17 protein-coding genes are annotated in these 18,018 nt (G+C 59.2%); 13 read left to right on the plus strand and 4 right to left on the minus strand.

The genetic code is table 11. From position 1 onward, the window contains the following. The first annotated feature begins 106 nt into the window (after window positions 1–106). The 6 genes from pgi to P3G59_RS24700 all read left to right on the plus strand — a co-directional run bounded on the left by pgi (window position 107) and on the right by P3G59_RS24700 (window position 9,437). Window positions 107–1,771 (plus strand): glucose-6-phosphate isomerase, encoded by a 1,665-nt coding sequence (gene pgi, locus P3G59_RS24675; protein ID WP_277759326.1) that lies wholly within the window; start codon window positions 107–109, stop codon window positions 1,769–1,771. A 228-nt stretch (window positions 1,772–1,999) separates the two neighbouring features. Beyond that, entirely contained in the window at window positions 2,000–3,937 is a 1,938-nt protein-coding gene (acs, locus tag P3G59_RS24680; RefSeq protein WP_277759327.1) for an acetate--CoA ligase, read from the plus strand. Window positions 3,938–3,988: 51 nt separating this feature from the next. After that, the gene (locus tag P3G59_RS24685; protein WP_277759328.1) at window positions 3,989–4,861 is read left to right on the plus strand and encodes an oxygenase MpaB family protein; all 873 of its coding nucleotides are present in this window, start codon (window positions 3,989–3,991) and stop codon (window positions 4,859–4,861) included. Window positions 4,862–4,971: 110 nt separating this feature from the next. Beyond that, on the plus strand, window positions 4,972–5,988 hold the full coding sequence (locus tag P3G59_RS24690) for a class I SAM-dependent methyltransferase (protein WP_277759329.1): 1,017 nt from the start codon (window positions 4,972–4,974) through the stop codon (window positions 5,986–5,988). 204 nt (window positions 5,989–6,192) lie between these two features. After that, window positions 6,193–9,141, plus strand: a complete 2,949-nt coding sequence (locus P3G59_RS24695; protein WP_277759330.1) for a DUF748 domain-containing protein — start codon at window positions 6,193–6,195, stop codon at window positions 9,139–9,141. Then, complete coding sequence (locus P3G59_RS24700; protein WP_277762201.1) at window positions 9,141–9,437, plus strand: DUF2845 domain-containing protein; 297 nt, start codon at window positions 9,141–9,143, stop codon at window positions 9,435–9,437. The genes P3G59_RS24695 and P3G59_RS24700 overlap by 1 nt, the downstream gene beginning before the upstream one ends. A gap of 285 nt (window positions 9,438–9,722) precedes the next feature. Here P3G59_RS24700 and P3G59_RS24705 read toward each other — a convergent pair whose 3' ends face one another. Both P3G59_RS24705 and P3G59_RS24710 read right to left on the minus strand, forming a co-directional pair. After that, the gene (locus tag P3G59_RS24705; protein ID WP_242207033.1) at window positions 9,723–10,079 is read right to left on the minus strand and encodes a BON domain-containing protein; all 357 of its coding nucleotides are present in this window, start codon (window positions 10,077–10,079) and stop codon (window positions 9,723–9,725) included. Between the two features lie 296 nt (window positions 10,080–10,375). Next, the gene (locus P3G59_RS24710) at window positions 10,376–10,813 is read right to left on the minus strand and encodes a pilin (protein ID WP_277759331.1); all 438 of its coding nucleotides are present in this window, start codon (window positions 10,811–10,813) and stop codon (window positions 10,376–10,378) included. Window positions 10,814–11,038: 225 nt separating this feature from the next. Here P3G59_RS24710 and pilB point away from each other — a divergent pair, with 225 nt between their 5' ends. From pilB to yacG, 5 genes are read left to right on the plus strand one after another with little or no spacing between them, the layout of a single operon-like run. Next, complete coding sequence (gene pilB, locus P3G59_RS24715; protein WP_277759332.1) at window positions 11,039–12,739, plus strand: type IV-A pilus assembly ATPase PilB; 1,701 nt, start codon at window positions 11,039–11,041, stop codon at window positions 12,737–12,739. A gap of 2 nt (window positions 12,740–12,741) precedes the next feature. Then, complete coding sequence (locus P3G59_RS24720; protein ID WP_277759333.1) at window positions 12,742–13,959, plus strand: type II secretion system F family protein; 1,218 nt, start codon at window positions 12,742–12,744, stop codon at window positions 13,957–13,959. Window position 13,960: 1 nt separating this feature from the next. After that, a complete protein-coding gene (locus P3G59_RS24725) occupies window positions 13,961–14,833 on the plus strand; it encodes an A24 family peptidase (RefSeq protein WP_277759334.1) in 873 nt (290 codons plus the stop codon). Further along, window positions 14,830–15,453: a dephospho-CoA kinase gene (coaE, locus tag P3G59_RS24730; RefSeq protein WP_277759335.1), complete on the plus strand. Its 624-nt coding sequence runs from the start codon at window positions 14,830–14,832 to the stop codon at window positions 15,451–15,453. The genes P3G59_RS24725 and coaE overlap by 4 nt, the downstream gene beginning before the upstream one ends. After that, window positions 15,450–15,650, plus strand: a complete 201-nt coding sequence (gene yacG, locus P3G59_RS24735; RefSeq protein WP_007959585.1) for a DNA gyrase inhibitor YacG — start codon at window positions 15,450–15,452, stop codon at window positions 15,648–15,650. Before coaE ends, yacG begins: the two co-directional genes overlap by 4 nt. A 5-nt stretch (window positions 15,651–15,655) precedes the next feature. On the opposite strand, the gene P3G59_RS24740 is transcribed toward yacG, so the two are convergent. After that, window positions 15,656–15,871 (minus strand): hypothetical protein, encoded by a 216-nt coding sequence (locus tag P3G59_RS24740; protein WP_277759336.1) that lies wholly within the window; start codon window positions 15,869–15,871, stop codon window positions 15,656–15,658. A 65-nt stretch (window positions 15,872–15,936) separates the two neighbouring features. Continuing rightward, window positions 15,937–16,626, minus strand: a complete 690-nt coding sequence (locus tag P3G59_RS24745) for an energy-coupling factor ABC transporter permease (protein WP_277759337.1) — start codon at window positions 16,624–16,626, stop codon at window positions 15,937–15,939. 191 nt (window positions 16,627–16,817) lie between these two features. Here P3G59_RS24745 and P3G59_RS24750 point away from each other — a divergent pair, with 191 nt between their 5' ends. Together P3G59_RS24750 and P3G59_RS24755 are read left to right on the plus strand one after the other, a co-directional pair. Then, complete coding sequence (locus tag P3G59_RS24750; protein ID WP_008078503.1) at window positions 16,818–17,444, plus strand: DUF1780 domain-containing protein; 627 nt, start codon at window positions 16,818–16,820, stop codon at window positions 17,442–17,444. Next, window positions 17,441–17,968 carry an MOSC domain-containing protein gene (locus P3G59_RS24755; RefSeq protein ID WP_277759338.1) on the plus strand — a complete coding sequence of 176 codons (528 nt, stop codon included), beginning with the start codon at window positions 17,441–17,443 and terminating at the stop codon, window positions 17,966–17,968. The genes P3G59_RS24750 and P3G59_RS24755 overlap by 4 nt, the downstream gene beginning before the upstream one ends. Window positions 17,969–18,018: the final 50 nt, after the last annotated feature.

Here is an 18,018-nt window from a genome sequence, read left to right on the forward strand (position 1 = left end):
TGTGTCCAGAAATCGTGTCGACGCAGTTGATCCCATGCCCAAACATGGCGTGCCGGGTCTGTTCAGTGTTCAAAAGGCCGTTCAAGTAAAAAGGAAAACCGCAGCGATGGCGTACTACCGCACTCCTCATGACGTTACCGCTCTGCCTGCCTGGCAAGCGTTGAAAGATCACCGCCAAGCCATGCAGGATTTCAGCATGCGCGAAGCGTTCAACGCCGATCCGCAGCGCTTCAATCAGTTCACCCTCAGCAGCTGCGGACTGTTTCTCGATTATTCGAAGAATTTGATCAACGCCCAGACCCGCAATCTGCTGGTGGGTCTGGCCAATGAAGTCGACCTGAAGGGCGCAATCAAAGCGTTGTTCGACGGCGAAATCGTCAACTCCTCCGAAGGCCGCCCGGCGCTGCACACTGCCCTGCGCCGCCCGGTAGGCGATAAGCTGTCGGTCAATGGCGTCAACGTGATGCCGGAAGTCCACAAGGTTCTCAACCAGATTACCGATCTGGTCGGCCGCATTCATGACGGTCTGTGGCGTGGCTACACCGAAAAGCCGATCACCGACGTGGTGAACATCGGCATCGGTGGCTCGTTCCTCGGCCCTGAGCTGGTTTCCGAAGCGTTGCTGTCGTACGCGCAGAAAGGTGTGCGTTGCCATTATCTGGCGAACATCGACGGCAGCGAATTCCACGAGCTGACGCAAAAGCTGCGCGCCGAAACCACGTTGTTCATCGTTTCGTCGAAGTCGTTCAACACCCTCGAAACCCTGAAGAACGCCCAGGCTGCGCGCGCCTGGTACCTGGCGCAGGGCGGTTCCGAGGCCGAGCTGTATCGTCACTTCATCGCCGTATCGAGCAACAACGCCGCGGCCGTGGCGTTCGGTATTCGCGAAGAGAACATCTTCCCGATGTGGGACTGGGTCGGCGGTCGTTACTCGCTGTGGTCGGCCATCGGTTTGCCGATCGCCCTGGCCATCGGCATGTCCAACTTCAAGGAATTGCTCTCCGGTGCCTACACCATGGACCAGCACTTCCAGACCGCGCCGTTCGAACAGAACATGCCGGTGCTGCTGGCTCTGCTCGGGGTGTGGTACGGCAACTTCTGGGGCGCGCAAAGCCACGCGATCCTGCCGTACGACCACTACCTGCGCAACATCACCAAGCACTTGCAACAGCTGGACATGGAATCCAACGGCAAGAGCGTGCGTCAGGACGGCACGCCGGTGTCGACCGATACCGGTCCGGTGATCTGGGGCGGCGTCGGCTGCAACGGCCAGCACGCTTACCACCAGTTGCTGCACCAAGGCACCCAACTGATCCCGGCCGACTTCATCGTGCCGATCGTCAGCTTCAATCCGGTCTCCGACCACCATCAGTGGCTGTACGCCAACTGCTTGTCGCAGAGCCAGGCGCTGATGCTCGGCAAGACCCTGCCGGAAGCCGAGCAAGAGTTGCGCGACAAGGGCATGAGCGAAGAGCAGGTGCACGCACTCGCGCCGCACAAGGTGATCCCGGGCAACCGTCCGAGCAACACCATCGTGGTTGAACGCATCAGCCCGCGTCGTCTTGGCGCATTGGTCGCCATGTATGAACACAAAGTGTTCGTGCAGAGCGTGGTCTGGGGCATCAACGCTTTCGACCAGTGGGGCGTGGAATTGGGCAAGGAATTGGGCAAAGGCGTTTACAACCGTCTGGTCGGCAGCGATGAAACCACCGCTGATGACCCTTCCACCCAGGGCCTGATCAACTACTTCCGCGGTCGTCACCGCGGGTGATAGGCTGAAGGGGCGGTTTGCCTGCCCCTACAGCTTGCAACATCGACAGTTCCACGGCACCGGGCCAATCGCAGAATCGGTGGCGTACGCGATCCCTGTAGGAGCTGCCGAAGGCTGCGATCTTTTGATCTTGATCTAAAAAACAGGATCAAAAGATCGCAGCCTTCGGCAGCTCCTACGAGGGTCGTACAGCTCCCCTCTTGTCGCACACAAGAATAAGGAACCGTCATGTTCGATATCAGCACGTTCCCCAAAGCCGATGCCGTCCGCCGGGCTGCGCAATTGAGTCAGGAAGACTATCGGCGCCTGTACCGCGAATCCATTGAACACCCCACAGCCTTCTGGGCCGAACAGGCCACGCGCTTTCTCGACTGGAGCACGCCGTGGCAGACCGTTCAACGCTATGACCTGAAAACCGGTGAAGCCGCCTGGTTTGTCGGAGGCAAGCTGAACGTCAGCTACAACTGCATCGACCGCCACCTGGAAAAGCGTGGCGATCAGACTGCCCTGCTCTGGGAAGGCGACGACCCGGCCGAATCGGCACAAATCACTTACAAAAAACTCCATCACCATGTCTGCCGCCTGGCCAACGTGTTGAAAAGCCGTGGCGTAAAGAAAGGTGACCGGGTGTGCATCTACATGCCGATGATCCCCGAAGCCGCCTACGCCATGCTTGCCTGTGCACGAATCGGCGCGATCCATTCGGTGGTATTTGGTGGCTTCTCTCCGGATTCCCTGCGCGACCGCATTCTCGACGCCGACTGCCGCACGGTGATCACGGCTGACGAAGGCGTACGCGGCGGCAAGTTCGTGCCGCTCAAGCAGAACGTCGACAAAGCCCTGCAAAGTTGCCCGGACGTCAGCACCGTCGTGGTGGTCGAGCGCAGCCAAGGCCACGTCGATTGGGTCGAGGGCCGCGATCTCTGGTATCACCAGGCCGTGCGCGATGTCAGCGACGATTGCCCACCGGAACCGATGGACGCCGAAGATCCGCTGTTCATCCTCTACACCTCGGGCAGCACCGGCAAACCCAAAGGCGTGCTGCACACCACTGGCGGCTACCTGCTGCAAGCGGCAATGACCTTCAAGTACGTGCTCGATTACCGCGATGGCGAAGTGTTCTGGTGCACCGCCGACGTCGGTTGGGTCACCGGCCACAGCTACATCGTCTATGGCCCGCTGGCCAACGGCGCGACCACGTTGATGTTCGAAGGTGTGCCGAGCTACCCGAGCAGCGCACGATTCTGGCAGGTGATCGATAAACACAAGGTCAACATTTTCTATACCGCTCCGACGGCTCTTCGCGCGTTGATGCGTGAAGGTGCCGAACCGTTGAAGGAAACGTCGCGCGTCAGCCTCAGATTACTTGGCAGCGTCGGTGAGCCGATTAACCCGGAAGCGTGGGAATGGTATTTCAATGTGGTCGGCGAACAGCGCTGTCCCATCGTCGATACCTGGTGGCAGACCGAAACCGGCGGCATCATGCTCAGCCCGCTGGTCAGCGCACAGCGGATCAAACCGGGCTGCGCCACCCAGCCGATGTTTGGCGTGCAACCGGTGTTGCTCGATGAGCACGGCAAGGAAATCAAAGGCGCCGGCAGTGGCGTGCTGGCGATCAAGTCGAGTTGGCCGGCGCAGATCCGCAGCGTCTATGGCGACCCACAGCGGATGGTCGACACCTATTTCAAACCTTACCCCGGCTATTACTTCACCGGCGACGGCGCGCGCCGCGATGAGGACGGCGATTACTGGATCACCGGGCGCATCGATGACGTGATCAACGTCTCCGGCCACCGCATTGGCACGGCTGAAGTGGAAAGCGCATTGGTGCTCCACGACAGCATCGCCGAAGCCGCCGTGGTCGGTTACCCGCACGACGTCAAAGGTCAGGGCATCTACGCATTCGTCACGCCCATGAACGGCGCCGAACCGAATGACGAATTGAAGAAAGAACTGCTGGCCCACGTCAGCAAGGAAATCGGCAGCTTCGCCAAACCGGACCTGATCCAGTGGGCGCCGGCCTTGCCGAAAACCCGCTCAGGCAAGATCATGCGGCGCATTCTGCGCAAGATCGCCTGCAACGAACTCGACAGCCTCGGCGACACCTCGACCCTGGCCGATCCGAGCGTGGTGCAAGGCCTGATCGACAAGCGCCTCAATCAGTAACGCTGCGGGCGCGTACAACTGGCCGCGCCCGCCCTTCTTCACTGAGTGCTCATGGAATTCATCCGTAGTCGCATCGAACAGCAACTCATGAGCCTGACCGGGCTGTCCCTCGGTCAACTCGATCTGGAAAACCCCAAGGGCGATCCCGGTCTGTTTGGCCCCGACTCGATCAGTTGGCAGGTCCACGGTGATTTCAGCAGCATGTTGATCGGTGGTATCAGCGCGCTGTTGCTGCAAGCTTTGCATCCGCTGGCGTTGGCCGGAGTTTGGGATCACTCGAACTTTCGTGAAGACATGCTCGGTCGCTTGCGGCGCACCAGCCAGTTTGTTTCCGGCACCACCTTCGGATCGCGGCGGGATGCCGACTGGCTGATCGAGAAGGTACGCACCATTCATCTGCAAGTGGTCGGCACCGCGCCGGACGGCCGGCCTTACGCCGCCAGCGATCCGGATTTGTTGACCTGGGTGCACGTGGCCGAAGTCAGCAATTTTCTCGCGGCGCATTTGCGTTATCGCAATCCGCAGTTGTCGGGGGCGGATCAGGATCGTTATTACACGGAAATCGCCGTAATTGCCGAACGCCTCGGCGCGCGGGATGTGCCGAAATCAAGGCAAGCCATCGCCGCCTATCTGCAACGCATGCGCCCGCAGTTGCTGTGCGATGAGCGCAGCCGTGAGGTTTTGCGCTTGTTGCTCGACGCACCGGCGCCGAGTGTTCTGGCGCGACCGTTTGGCGATCTGATGATGAAGGCCGGCATCGATCTGCTGCCGGACTGGGCCAGCGACATGCTTGATGTCCATCAGAGTTCGCTGCAACGCCAGTTGATTCGCGCCAGCGTCAAACGCAGCGCACCGATGCTGCGCTGGGCGATGCGCAATGGTTCGGTGCAACGAGCGAAACGCCGGATGGGACTGCTTCGCTGACGCTCAGAGCTGCAAGCTGCAAGTTTTGAGCTTGAGGCTTGAAGCTTGGAGCTTGCAGCTCAGTAACTGCTAAACTCCCGCGCCCCAATTCTCTCCAGCAAGGCGCCCGCATGTCTTCCTTGAATCAGGCGCTGCGCGCCGCCCTCGATCAACGCCAGGACTTGCTCACTGTGCTGCACAGCCAGGGCACCGATTGCTATCGGCTGTTCCACGGCAGCCAGGAAGGCGCCGGCGGCCTGACTATCGACCGCTATGGCCCGCAACTGCTGGTACAAAGCTTTCACCAGACGCTGGAACGTGACGACCTGCTGCAACTGCACGCCCTGGTCAATCAGGCCCTGGGCCTGGAAACCCTGCTGGTCTACAACGACCGCTCCCGTGGCAACTCGCGTATCGACCGCGAAGACACAGTCTACAAAGCCGAAGACGCTGCGCTGGTTGATATGGTCGGTCACGAATGGGGCCTGAATTACCGCGTACGCGGCCGCCACGCCGGGCAAGATCCGCTGCTGTTCCTCGACCTGCGCAACACGCGTGGCTGGGTCAAGGATCACGCCAAGGGCAAATCCGTGCTCAACCTGTTTGCCTACACCTGCGGCGTCGGTCTCAGTGCAGCTGCCGGTGGCGCGAGTGAAGTGTGCAACCTGGATTTCGCCGAAGGCAATCTGGCGGTCGGACGCGAAAACGGTCTGCTTAACCCGCAGTTGCCGGAGATGGAGTTCATTCAGTCGGACTACTTCCCGGCCATTCGCCAACTCGCAGGGCTGCCGATCAGCCAGCGACGCGGGCAGAAACTGCCGAGCTACCAGCGCCTCGACCAGCGTCAATACGATCTGGTCTTGCTTGATCCGCCCGCCTGGGCCAAGAGCGCATTCGGCACCGTCGACCTGCTGCGCGACTATCAGAGCCTGCTCAAACCAGCCTTGCTGACTACCGCCGACAACGGCGTGCTGATCTGCTGCAACAACCTGGCGAAAGTCAGCATGGACGACTGGCGCGAGCAGGTCCTGTGCTGCGCCGAGAAGGCCGGACGGCCGGTGCGTGAGTGGAGCGTGATGACGCCGGGGGCCGATTTCCCGTCCATGGACCAGCAACCGCCGCTGAAAACCCTGATCCTGCAACTCTGAAATCCCCCTCTGTAGGAGCTGCCGCAGGCTGCGATCTTTTGACTTTATCTTTTTTAAAAACAGGATCAAAAGATCGCAGCCTTCGGCAGCTCCTACATGGGCTCCGATAAGTTCCTACAGAACAATCTGAACAATCCTGTAGCACGGCTGTTACTTCGGAACCAGAATCGCGTGCCATACTCCAAGGCACTCCGATTCAGACAGATGAAGCCGCACATGCCCAAAGGATTGATTCGCGCGATTGGCGCCTTGTTGACTGCTCTGGCCCTCTACAGCCTGCTGGGGTTTCTGATTTTGCCGGGCATCGCCCTGCGTGTGGCCAATCAGCAGCTGGCCCATTACGCGACGGTGCCTGCGCATATCCAGCGTATCGAGCTCAACCCGTTCAGCCTTGAAGTCACCCTGTGGGGGCTGGTCATCGGCGAGCCCGGCAAGGAACAGATCGGCTTCGATCGCCTGTATGCCGACCTGCAAATCGACAGCCTGTGGACCAAAGCCCTGCATCTGGCAAACATCGAGCTGGACAAGCCGAAGAGCGAAATCCTCTTCGCCAAAGACGGCAAGCTCAACCTGCTGGGCCTGTTCAATGTGCCGGCCAGTGAGCCAACACCGGCCGACCCGAATGCCAAACCCTTCCCGCTGCGCATCGACAACATCAAACTGGCCAGCGGCGTCGTGCACTTTCAGGACATGCGCCCGAGCGAACCCATCGAGTTTCTCTACGACGATCTCAGCTTCGAACTGAAAAACCTCAGCACCTTGCCCGAAGACAGCGCCGACATGACCCTGGTCGCCATCGGCCCGACCGGTGGCCGGATCGACTGGAGCGGCAATTTCAGCCTGATCCCGTTCACCTCCGAAGGCACCCTGAAAGTCACCGACGGCAAGATGAAAGCCTTCTGGCCCTACGTGCGTGACTCAGTGCCCTTGGTGCTTGAAGACGGCGTGATCAGTCTCAGCAGCGAATACAAACTCAACCTGTCGAAGGAAACCGAACTGCAGTTGAACAATGTCGCGGTGAGCATCGCGCCATTCGCCATCAAAGCCCCGGACGGCCGACCACTGGCCAGGCTCGAACGTCTCGACGTCAGCGAAACCTCGGTGGATCTGGCCAAGCAACAAGTCGTAGTCGGCAAGATCCGCAGCAACAAACTGGAAACCTGGGCGGCGCTCGAAGCTGACGGCCAACTGGACTGGCAGAAACTGTTCGCCAGCCAACCGTCGAAACCGGCCGCCAAAGCCGCCGCGAAACCGGCAAACACGCCAGCCGCTGCCGACTCGCCGAAAACCCCAGCGGCGCCGAGCAAACCGTGGCAAGTACTGCTTAAAGATGTGCAATTGCGTAACTACACCGTGCATCTGGCCGACCGCTCGGCCGAACCGGCCGTTGCCCTGGATATCACCCCGCTCAACGTCGATCTGCAGGATTTCGACAGCCTCAACGGCTCGCCCTTCAAGCTCAAGCTCGACAGCGGCGTGGGCAAGCAAGGCAAGATCACGGCCGACGGCACCGTCAATCTCGCCCCGGTCAACGCTCAGCTCAACGTGAAAACCCAGGACATCGACCTGCGTGTCGCGCAGTCCTACATCAATCCGTTCATTCGCCTGGAACTGCGCAGCGGCATGCTCGCCAGTGACCTGAAGGTCAACCTCAAGAGCACCGAACCGCTGGCGCTCAGCGTGACCGGCCGCGCGCAGATCGATCAACTGCACACGCTCGACACCCTGAAAACCCGCGATTTCCTCAAGTGGCAGCAGGTGGTGGTCGAAGGCCTGAATTATCAGCACGGCGACAGCCTGTCGATCGACAAGATCAACCTGTTCCAGCCGTACGCGCGATTCATGATCAACGATGATCGCACCACCAACATTGATGATCTGCTGATCCCGCAGCCCGCTGACAGCGGCACCAAACCCACAGCGGCGAAACCGGCCAGCAATGAAAAAGCGCTGGGCATTCACATCGGCGGTATCGCCATCAACGACGGCTCGGCCAACTTCGCCGACTTCAGCCTGACACCGAACTTCGCCACGGCCGTGCAGCAACTCAACGGCCAGATCGGCACCATCGACAGCCGTCAGGCAAAACCGGCCAGCGTCGACATCAAAGGCAAGGTCGACCGCTACGCACCGGTGACCATCAAGGGCGCGGTCAATCCCTTCGACCCGATGGCCAGCCTCGACATCGCCACCAGTTTCAAACGCGTCGAGCTGACGACGTTGACGCCCTACTCCGGCAAATTCGCCGGGTACCGCATCCGCAAGGGTCGGCTCAACCTCGACCTGCATTACCTGATCACCAAGGGCCAGCTCAAAGCCGAAAACAAAGTGGTGGTCGAACAATTGCAGCTCGGCGAAAAAGTCGACAGCCCGGATGCCGTGAGCCTGCCGCTGAAACTGGCGATTGCCTTGCTCAAGGACGTCGACGGCAAGATCTCCATCGAGTTGCCGGTCACCGGCGACTTGAACAACCCGCAGTTCAGCGTGATGCCGATTGTCTGGCAGACCCTGCGCAACCTGATCGTCAAAGCCGCGGCCGCGCCTTTCAAAATGATTGGCGGGCTGATCAGTGGCGGCGGTTCGGAAGACCTCGGCACCGTGTCGTTTGCACCGGGCTCAAGCGATTTGAGCAAGGATGCCGAAGCCGCGCTGGTCAAACTGTCCCAGGCACTGAAGGAACGTCCGGCACTGCGCCTGGAAATCGAAGGCACAGCCGCCAAAAGCAGTGACGGCCCGTTGCTCGCCGAGCAGCGTCTGGAACGTGAATATCAATACAACTACTACAAGATGCTCCAGCGTCGCGGCGATAAAGTCCCGGCGCAAGCGTCGTTGCTGCAAGTGCCGGACAGCGAGAAAGGTCCACTGCTCGAAGGCATTTACCGTACTCGTCTGAAAACCCAGCCACCGGCGGAATGGAAGGACCTGGGCAAGGAAGAACGCACGGCGAAGATGCGCGAAGGGGTCATCCAGTTCTGGAGTGGCAGCGATGTGTTGCTGCGTCAATTGGGTCAGGACCGTGCCAGCAGCATCAAGGATTACCTCGTCGATAAAGGCCAACTGGCAGACGACCGCGTTTACTTCATCGACGCCAACCTTGGCGAGGCCGAAAGCGATGGCCGCGTGGTCACGCAAATGCATCTGGATGCCGAATGATGAAACTGCATTGGCTGGCCTTGATCGCAATGACCTTCGCGGCCAGTCACGCCTCGGCGTCCGATACGCTGCGCTGTGGCAGCCAGTTGATCAGTCTCGGCGACCGTTCAAGCGAGGTGCTGCAGAAATGCGGTGAACCGGTCAGCCGAGATGCACTGGGCTACAAGCGCAGCGCCAATCGACGCGAAGAGTTTCAGGTCGAGGAATGGACCTACGGCCCGAGCAACGGCATGTACCAATACCTGCGCTTTGAAGGCAATCGACTGCGGCAGATCACCAGCAAACGCGGTAACTAGACCACTCACTTATCCCATGTGGGAGCGAGCCTGCTCGCGAAGGCGTCAGGTCAGTCAACGCCGTTGTGACTGATATACCGCTTTCGCGAGCAAGCTCGCTCCCACAATTGTTTTGTGATGCCATTTAATTCTTTTGTCCCTGAAATAGAACAGGCCCCGACACAAGTGCCGGGGCCCGTAATGGTCACATCCGTGTAACCGTTCGCATGAACTCTAAAGTTGCGGCAGACGTATTGCTCGGCCCGTCTGTCGCGCCTTCTCCCGGTCCAGGCGAGAAGTCATGCCTTACTCGGCTTTCAGGCCGTCAGCGGAGACCGCTTTGACGCCTTTGATTTTCTTGGTGATAGCGACAGCGGTCGCTTTCTGAGATTCGGTAACGGCTACAGTCGACGACAGGGAAACCACACCTTTGTTGGTTTCTACTTTGATGTCAGTGCCTGGGATACCTTTTTCGGTGACCAGGTCGCTTTTGACTTTGGTGGTGATCCAGGTATCGGAAGTAGTTTCTTTAGCCTTGGTCATTTCACCGGCGGCCAGAGTCATTGGAGCCTGGGTAGCCTGAGTCGACTGTGCGAATGCACCGGAAGCCATGGTCAGGGTCAGCGCGGTAGCAGCAGCGGCAGTGATAGCGAACTTCTTCATACGAGTAACTCCTGTTTTTCTGGAAAGTCTGCTGGTTGTCTTGTCAGCAGGGTTACCAAGATAGTTGCGAACGCTGTGCCAACTTTTCCCTCACGACAAATTTCTTATAAATCAATTACTTACGATCATCGCAAATTTCCGGAATCATGCAATTTGCATGACGCACGCAATATTCACATGCAAGTTGCGGCTTTTTGGAAAGTTCCTAAGGCGCTGAAATTATTGAGACTTTTATTTTCACCAAATAAAGAAAAATGCCCTGCGTGGCAGGGCATTCGGTCGCAACACGCTAGCAATCACGTGCCGCTGGCGGTACAGCCTTTTGGCGAATAATCCGCGTTAACAGTAGTGGCACAGGTCCACAAGCCAGAGGTATTACCGGTAGCTGCGCCCGAACGAGTGAGCGTGATGGTTTTGCCCAGTACCGGTCCCGGAGCGTTGAGCAGCGTGCAACTGATGCTGCCTGCGCCCGTCGCCGCTGTGCCTGTAACCGCCACCGTACAGTTGGAGGTGGTGGTTGTACCGCCATTCACAGCCGTTATATCCGGAGCGGTACCTTGGTTGATGGTGTCCTCGAACGGCACCTTCATTGCACTGATCTCCGCCAGCCCCGCCGTCACCTTCGACCGCGCCTGATACTTGGAATACTGCGGCAAGGCGATGGTCGCCAGAATCCCGATGATCGCCACCACGATCAACAGCTCGATCAGAGTAAAACCTTGTTGTTTTTTCATAGACACGCTCCATGCATGAGTCGAAATCTCATGATCTGAAAGGGACGCAGCATAGGCCATGCCAATGCCTTCGGGCCCAGCCCATGGGGCCCGAACCGCCTACAACGCCATTTCCTACAACCTGCAACCGCACTATCTGACACTTTTTGTCACCTGCACCCGCCGTGTTTGGCGCTGTCACTTGACTAGGCTATAAGTCATGAACTGCAAGTGTGCGGAATTCCCATGAATGACATCGCTCTGAGCGGTCTGGCCAAGCAATTGGTGCAGGCTGAACTGCTGACAGAAAAAAGTGCCCAGCAAGCCTGGCAACAGGCCCAGCGTAATCGCCTGTCGCTGGTCAGCTATCTGGTGCAGAACAAACTGGTCAAGAGCTGGCAAGTGGCCGAGATTGCCAGCGAGCATTTCGGCATGGCGTTCCTCGATCTCAATTGCCTCGACAAGGAAACCCAGCCCAAGGGCCTGGTCAGCGAAAAACTTGTGCGTCAGCACCATGCCCTGCCCTTGTGGCGACGTGGCAACAAGCTGTTCGTCGGCATCTCCGACCCGAGCAATCATCAAGCGATCAACGACATTCAGTTCAGCACCGGACTGAGCACCGAAGCCATTCTGGTCGAGGACGACAAGCTCACCGATGCCATCGAGAAGTTCTTCGACACCCACACCAGTGGCCTGGAAGACATGGCCGATGTCGATCTCGACGGCCTCGATGTCGAATCCATCGACGACAGCAAGCAGGACGCCATCGGTGGCCTCGATGCCGACGATGCGCCGGTGGTGCGTTTCGTTCACAAGATGCTGCTCGACGCGATCAAGAGTGGCTCTTCCGACTTGCACTTCGAGCCTTACGAGAAAAACTATCGGGTGCGGATGCGCACCGACGGCATCCTGCGTGAGGTGGCCAAGCCACCGATTCAACTGGCCGGGCGCATCGCCGCGCGCCTGAAAGTCATGGCCAGCCTCGATATCTCGGAACGGCGCAAACCGCAGGACGGGCGGATCAAGATGCGTCTGTCGAAGAGCAAGTCGATCGATTTCCGCGTCAACACCTTGCCGACCCTGTGGGGCGAAAAAGTGGTGATCCGGATTCTCGACCCGTCCAGCGCGCAGATCGGTATCGACGCCCTCGGCTATGAGCCCGAGCAGAAGGATCTGTACATGGCCGCGCTCAAGCAGCCACAGGGCATGATTCTGGTCACCGGCCCCACCGGGTCGGGTAAAACCGTGTCGCTCTACACCGGCCTGAATATCCTCAATACCGTCGACATCAACATCTCCACCGCCGAAGACCCGGTGGAGATCAACATGGAAGGCATCAACCAGGTCAACGTCAATCCCAAACAAGGACTCGACTTTGCTCAGGCGCTGCGCTCGTTTCTGCGCCAGGACCCGGACGTGATCATGGTCGGCGAGATTCGTGATCTGGAGACTGCAGAGATTGCGATCAAGGCTGCGCAGACCGGCCACCTGGTGCTCTCGACCCTGCACACCAACAGCGCCGCGGAAACCCTGACGCGCCTGCACAATATGGGCATTCCCGGCTTCAACATTGCCACCTCGGTCAGCCTGATCATCGCCCAGCGCCTGGCGCGCAAACTGTGCAGCCACTGCAAGAAACCCATCGAAATCCCACGCGAAACCTTGATCAAGGAAGGTTTCCCCGAGGAACGCATCGGCCATTTCACGATCTACGAGCCGGTCGGTTGCGATCACTGCAACGGCGGCTACAAAGGACGCGTGGGGATATATGAAGTGGTGAAGAACACACCAGAGCTGCAACGTTTGATCATGGCCGAAGGCAACTCGCTGGAAATCGACCTGCAGATGCGCCGCGACGGCTTTGACGACCTGCGCACCTCCGGGCTGCACAAGGCCATGCAAGGCATCACCAGCCTTGAAGAAATCAACCGGGTCACCAAGGACTGAACATGGCGGTCAAGGCAGCGAAAATCAGTATTTATGCCTGGGAAGGTACGGACAGGAAAGGCAGCAAAGTCACCGGTGAACTCAGCGGACAGAATCCGGCACTGATCAAGGCACAACTGCGTAAACAAGGGATCAATCCCGGCAAGGTGCGCAAAAAATCCGCGTCGTTGTTGATTTTTGGCAAACGCATAAAGGCCCAGGACATCGCTCTGTTCACCCGGCAAATGGCGACCATGATGAAGGCCGGTGTGCCGCTGCTGCAGTCGTTCGACATCATTGGTGAAGGCTTTGAAAACCCGGCCATGCGCAAGCTGGTGGACGAGGTCAAACAGGAGGTCGCGGCCGGTAACAGCTTCGCCACAGCCCTGCGCAAGAAACCGCAATATTTCGACGAGCTGTATTGCAACCTGGTCGATGCGGGCGAGCAGTCCGGCGCCCTCGACACGTTGCTGGAACGGGTCGCGACCTATAAGGAAAAAAGCGAACGGCTAAAGGCCAAGATCAAAAAAGCCATGACCTACCCCACCGCCGTGGTGCTGGTGGCGGCAGTCGTGACCGGAATTCTGCTGGTCAAAGTGGTGCCGCAGTTTCAGTCGGTGTTTTCCGGTTTCGGCGCTGAGCTGCCGGCCTTCACCCTGATGGTGATCAGCCTGTCGGAATTCATGCAGCAATGGTGGTGGGCGGTTCTCGGTGCGCTGGTCGCGGCGATCTTCGGTACCCGCCATGCACTGAAAAAATCTCCGGCGTTACGCGATCGCAAAGACACCTGGCTGTTGAAAGTGCCCCTGGTTGGCACGCTGATGTACAAGTCCGCCGTGGCGCGATTCGCTCGAACCCTGTCGACCACATTCGCTGCCGGTGTGCCGCTGGTGGAAGCGCTCGACTCAGTGGCCGGCGCCACCGGCAATGTGGTGTTCAAGCGTGCCGTGCTGCGCATTCGCCAGGACGTCTCCACCGGCATGCAGTTGAATTTTTCGATGCGCAGCACCGGGGTCTTTCCCAACATGGCCGTGCAGATGACCGCGATCGGCGAAGAGTCCGGCGCGCTGGACGAGATGCTCGACAAGGTCGCGGGGTTTTACGAAGAGGAAGTGGATAACATGGTCGACAACCTCACCAGCCTTATGGAGCCATTCATCATGGTGGTGCTGGGGGTGATCGTCGGTGGGCTGGTCGTGGCCATGTACCTGCCGATTTTTCAACTCGGCTCAGCGATCTGACATGCCTATCGACGAACTGTTTGCCCTGTATCCGCTGGCCTTTGTCTTCACCGCCCTGCTGCTTGGTCTGGTGGTCGGCAGTTTCCTTAACGTGCTGGTCTGGCGCCTGCCGAAAATGCTCGAACGCGACTGGCGTCAACAGGCCCGTGATGTGCTCGGTTTGACCGGCGAGACGCCGCTGCCCACCTACAACCTGATGATGCCGCACTCCGAATGCCCGCATTGCGCCCACCGGATCCGTCCGTGGGAAAACATTCCTCTGCTCAGTTATCTGTGGCTGCGTGGGCGTTGTTCAGCGTGCGCGGCGCCCATCAGCAAACGCTATCCGTTGACCGAACTGATCTGTGGATTGCTCTCGGCCTTCATCGCCTGGCACTTCGGTTTCGGTTGGCCGGCGTGCGTGCTGATCTTCCTCACCTGGGGTTTGCTGGCGATGAGCCTGATCGACACCGAACATCAACTGTTGCCCGATGTGCTGGTGCTGCCGTTGCTGTGGCTGGGGTTGATCGTCAACAGCTTCGGCGTGTTCGTGCCGTTGCACGATGCACTGTGGGGCGCGGTGGCCGGTTACATGGCGCTGTGGTCGGTGTTCTGGCTGTTCAAACTGCTGACCGGCAAGGACGGCATCGGCCATGGTGATTTCAAGCTGTTGGCGCTGCTCGGCGCCTGGGGCGGCTGGCAGATTTTGCCGCTGACGATTCTGCTGTCATCATTGGTCGGCGCCATTATCGGGGTGATTTTTCTGCGTTTGCGCGAGCAGAAAACCTCGACGCCGATCCCCTTCGGCCCCTATCTGGCAATTGCCGGCTGGATTGCCTTGCTCTGGGGTGGTCAAATAACCGACTTCTATTGGCAGTCTGTCGGTTTGAAATGAATACCCCTGTGGAAAAACCCTGGATTCTCGGCCTTACCGGCGGCATCGGCAGCGGCAAGAGCGCGGCGGCTCAGCACTTCATTGATCTGGGTATCCACGTGGTGGATGCCGATCACGCGGCGCGTTGGGTGGTTGAACCCGGGCGTCCGGCGCTGGCGCAGATTGCCGAGCACTTCGGCCCCGGCGTGCTGCAGGCCGATGGCACGCTGGACCGCGCAGCCCTGCGCAAACTGATCTTCGAATTGCCGGAGCAACGTCGCTGGCTCGAAGCGCTGCTGCATCCGTTGATCGCCGAAGAAATCGCCCATCACCTGGCGCTGGCAAAATCGCCTTACGCGATTCTGGTTTCGCCACTGCTGATCGAGTCCGGGCAATACGCGATGACCCAGCGCATCCTGGTGATCGACGCACCGCAACAATTGCAGATCGAACGCACCTTGCAGCGTGACCAGACCAGCGAGCAGCAGGTTCAGGCGATCCTCAAGGCTCAGTCGAGCCGCGAAGACCGTGTGAGCCGCGCCGACGACGTGGTGGTCAACGACCGCGACCTCGCCTGGCTGCACAGCGAAGTCGAGCGTCTGCATCACTTTTACCTGACTTTATCCGGAGGCCAAGCATGAGCCAGATCCCCACCGTTGAATGCCCGACCTGTGGCGCCCCCGTAGAATTCACCCCGGAAAACAAGTTTCGGCCGTTCTGCTCCGATCGCTGCAAACTGATCGACCTCGGCGCCTGGGCGTCGGAAGAACACAAGATTCCGGTCGCACCGGATGCCGAGGACGAACTGTTTTCCGGCGACTTCGACCCGCGCCACTGATCCTCTCAGGGCCGCATAAAGCCGTAGTCCTGATCGTCGTCGAGGTTTTCCGCCAAAAAACGCAACTCGTCGGCCAGGTCTTCGGCGTTGCGCACAGCCTTGCTCTGCTGCACCACGGCACTGAGCAAGGCGCGCAAACTCAACCCCGGGTCAAAGCCCACCTTCTGCGCCATGTCCAGACTCTGCCGGGTTTCCTGCCTTGCCCATTCGTAAACACTCATGCCGCCGCTCCTGAAGAGATTTGCGCGAGCATGAAATTTCCCGCGGCGGGCGGGTTTGATGTGGATCAAGACTTGGGGTCGTCATCCTTCCACGGCGCCGAAAGGTAACGCGTGCGGTTGAAGGTCTCCAGCCATTCCGGACTGAATACCACCAGCGCACTGATGATCATGCCGTTGATGAACGCTTCGGGGAAAATGATCAGCCACAAGTAACCGATGAAGTCTTCCAGCCACTCCGGCATGGCGAAGAGACCGTCGTACCACAGCAGGGTCAGGCTCAGAATCAGGCATAACAGGGCTGAAAGCGCAGCCGCGAAGAATCCGGAGCAGAAGATGTAGACGAACGGGTTACGCGGCTGCGCGCGCTCGACGAGGATCGCTACACATTCAGTGATCAACACCGGTAACAGAATCAGCAGCGAACCATTGACCCCAACGGCCAGCAGATCCTGGCGGCCCAACAACACCAGGCCAGTCTGCGCCACCAGGCCACCGACAATCGCCAGCGGCCAATCCAGCAACAGGGTTACCGCCGTCATGCCGATAAAGTGATAAGACACGCCCGTGTCAAAATCCCTGCGCACCAGCCACAACAGAAACAACGCGAATACGGTGCCGAACAACAGATGCTGACGCCGACTGTCGCTGAACAACTCGACCCACGGCGCACGCACGATCGCCCAGAGCAGCACAGGCACATAAATCAGCCAGCCGAGCGTCAGGCTCGTTGTCGAAAGCAGTTCAGCTCCAATCATGGCCTTCACCTTTCCAACGACACATCCCCTGTAGGAGCTGCCGAAGGCTGCGATCCTTTGACGTTAAAAGAACAAGAGCAAAAGATCGCAGCCTTCGGCAGCTCCTACAAGTGCGCGATGACGCGGCGGTTTGTAAGCATCCGCCAAGCAAAGCTTTCTGCTTGTCGCATTTGAACGCTAAGCTTGGGCTTATGGATGACTCAGATTATTTACGCCTGCTGACCATCGCGGCCGAGCAGGCCAACGCCTTTCTGTCCAATGCCCGCAAATGGGAGCGTGAGCGTTGGGTCTGCCAACGCCTGCTGCAAGGCCTGAACATTCCCTACCGCGCCGACGAATTCGCGCCGGCTGGCGAACCGCCGGATGTGCTGTTTCGCGATGCCAATTTCGAGGTGTTCTTCGTACTCGACGAGGGGCGCCGACTAAACGACGAATGGCGCGACGAACTGCAGCGCCGCCGCAGCGCCTTTTCCCTCAGCCAACTGGTGCGCCGCGAAGCCAAGCCCAAGCGCATCCCGGCCAATGAATTCCTGATGCGACTGGCGCCGACCTTGCGCAAAAAAGCCCACAACTACAAGGAACGCGGTATGGATCTGGGTGAACTGGACATCATTGCTTTCGCCAGCCTCAAGCGTGAAGTGCTCGACCTGAACAGCCATTTCCCGCCGCCGACCGAATATCTGCGTCAAGGCTGGCGCTCGCTGTCGCTGGTCGGCCCGACCTTCGCTCGCGTGCTGTTCGCCCACCCGGATGCGCCGGACTTTCTGCGCAGCAACCTCGGTCGCAGCATCGTCTTCGACGTCGGGATCAGCCTGTGACGCCGCTGCAGCAATTGATCGCCGATGTACCGCAAACCGGCCGTGTGCGCTGGATCGGCGTGCGTCCCGAATCCCGTGGGCCGATGATCGAACTGGATGCGGTGGAAGCGCGGCTGGAAGCAGGACTGACTGGTGACCACGCCCGCCCCGGTGTGCGTAACGCGCGGCAGGTGACGCTGATCCAGTGGGAACATCTGGCGGTGATCAGCGCATTGATGGGCCGCCCCGACGATCATCCGGTCAGGCCTGAAGACTTGCGGCGCAATCTCGTTATCAGCGGTATCAATTTGTTTAGCCTCAAGGGGCGGCGCTTTCGCATCGGTCAGGCCATATTAGAAACCACGGGCTGGTGCCAGCCTTGCGCACGCCTGCAGAACAACCTCGGCCCCGGCACCTTCCAGGCGGTGCGCGGGCATGGCGGAATTACCGCGCGGGTGTTACAAAGCGGGATCATTCGCCTCGAAGACATAGTGAGCGTCGAACCGGTTCCGGACAGCGGCTATGCTGCGTTCAACCCCGGATAAAAACCGCTGTAGCTTCTGCCCATTCAGCAACGTCTACCTGACGAGGCAAA

The sequence above is a fragment of the Pseudomonas sp. A34-9 genome (assembly GCF_029543085.1).
In the GTDB taxonomy this organism is placed as follows: Bacteria; Pseudomonadota; Gammaproteobacteria; order Pseudomonadales; family Pseudomonadaceae; genus Aquipseudomonas.

What these genes read in the sequence shown, in the direction of transcription:
- pgi (WP_277759326.1), top strand. Translation starts at nt 107, where the DNA reads ATGGCGTACTACCGCACTCCTCATGACGTTACCGCTCTGCCTGCCTGG.
- acs (WP_277759327.1), top strand. Translation starts at nt 2,000, where the DNA reads ATGTTCGATATCAGCACGTTCCCCAAAGCCGATGCCGTCCGCCGGGCT.
- P3G59_RS24685 (WP_277759328.1), top strand. Translation starts at nt 3,989, where the DNA reads ATGGAATTCATCCGTAGTCGCATCGAACAGCAACTCATGAGCCTGACC.
- P3G59_RS24690 (WP_277759329.1), top strand. Translation starts at nt 4,972, where the DNA reads ATGTCTTCCTTGAATCAGGCGCTGCGCGCCGCCCTCGATCAACGCCAG.
- P3G59_RS24695 (WP_277759330.1), top strand. Translation starts at nt 6,193, where the DNA reads ATGAAGCCGCACATGCCCAAAGGATTGATTCGCGCGATTGGCGCCTTG.
- P3G59_RS24700 (WP_277762201.1), top strand. Translation starts at nt 9,141, where the DNA reads ATGAAACTGCATTGGCTGGCCTTGATCGCAATGACCTTCGCGGCCAGT.
- P3G59_RS24705 (WP_242207033.1), bottom strand. Translation starts at nt 10,079, where the DNA reads ATGAAGAAGTTCGCTATCACTGCCGCTGCTGCTACCGCGCTGACCCTG.
- P3G59_RS24710 (WP_277759331.1), bottom strand. Translation starts at nt 10,813, where the DNA reads ATGAAAAAACAACAAGGTTTTACTCTGATCGAGCTGTTGATCGTGGTG.
- pilB (WP_277759332.1), top strand. Translation starts at nt 11,039, where the DNA reads ATGAATGACATCGCTCTGAGCGGTCTGGCCAAGCAATTGGTGCAGGCT.
- P3G59_RS24720 (WP_277759333.1), top strand. Translation starts at nt 12,742, where the DNA reads ATGGCGGTCAAGGCAGCGAAAATCAGTATTTATGCCTGGGAAGGTACG.
- P3G59_RS24725 (WP_277759334.1), top strand. Translation starts at nt 13,961, where the DNA reads ATGCCTATCGACGAACTGTTTGCCCTGTATCCGCTGGCCTTTGTCTTC.
- coaE (WP_277759335.1), top strand. Translation starts at nt 14,830, where the DNA reads ATGAATACCCCTGTGGAAAAACCCTGGATTCTCGGCCTTACCGGCGGC.
- yacG (WP_007959585.1), top strand. Translation starts at nt 15,450, where the DNA reads ATGAGCCAGATCCCCACCGTTGAATGCCCGACCTGTGGCGCCCCCGTA.
- P3G59_RS24740 (WP_277759336.1), bottom strand. Translation starts at nt 15,871, where the DNA reads ATGAGTGTTTACGAATGGGCAAGGCAGGAAACCCGGCAGAGTCTGGAC.
- P3G59_RS24745 (WP_277759337.1), bottom strand. Translation starts at nt 16,626, where the DNA reads ATGATTGGAGCTGAACTGCTTTCGACAACGAGCCTGACGCTCGGCTGG.
- P3G59_RS24750 (WP_008078503.1), top strand. Translation starts at nt 16,818, where the DNA reads ATGGATGACTCAGATTATTTACGCCTGCTGACCATCGCGGCCGAGCAG.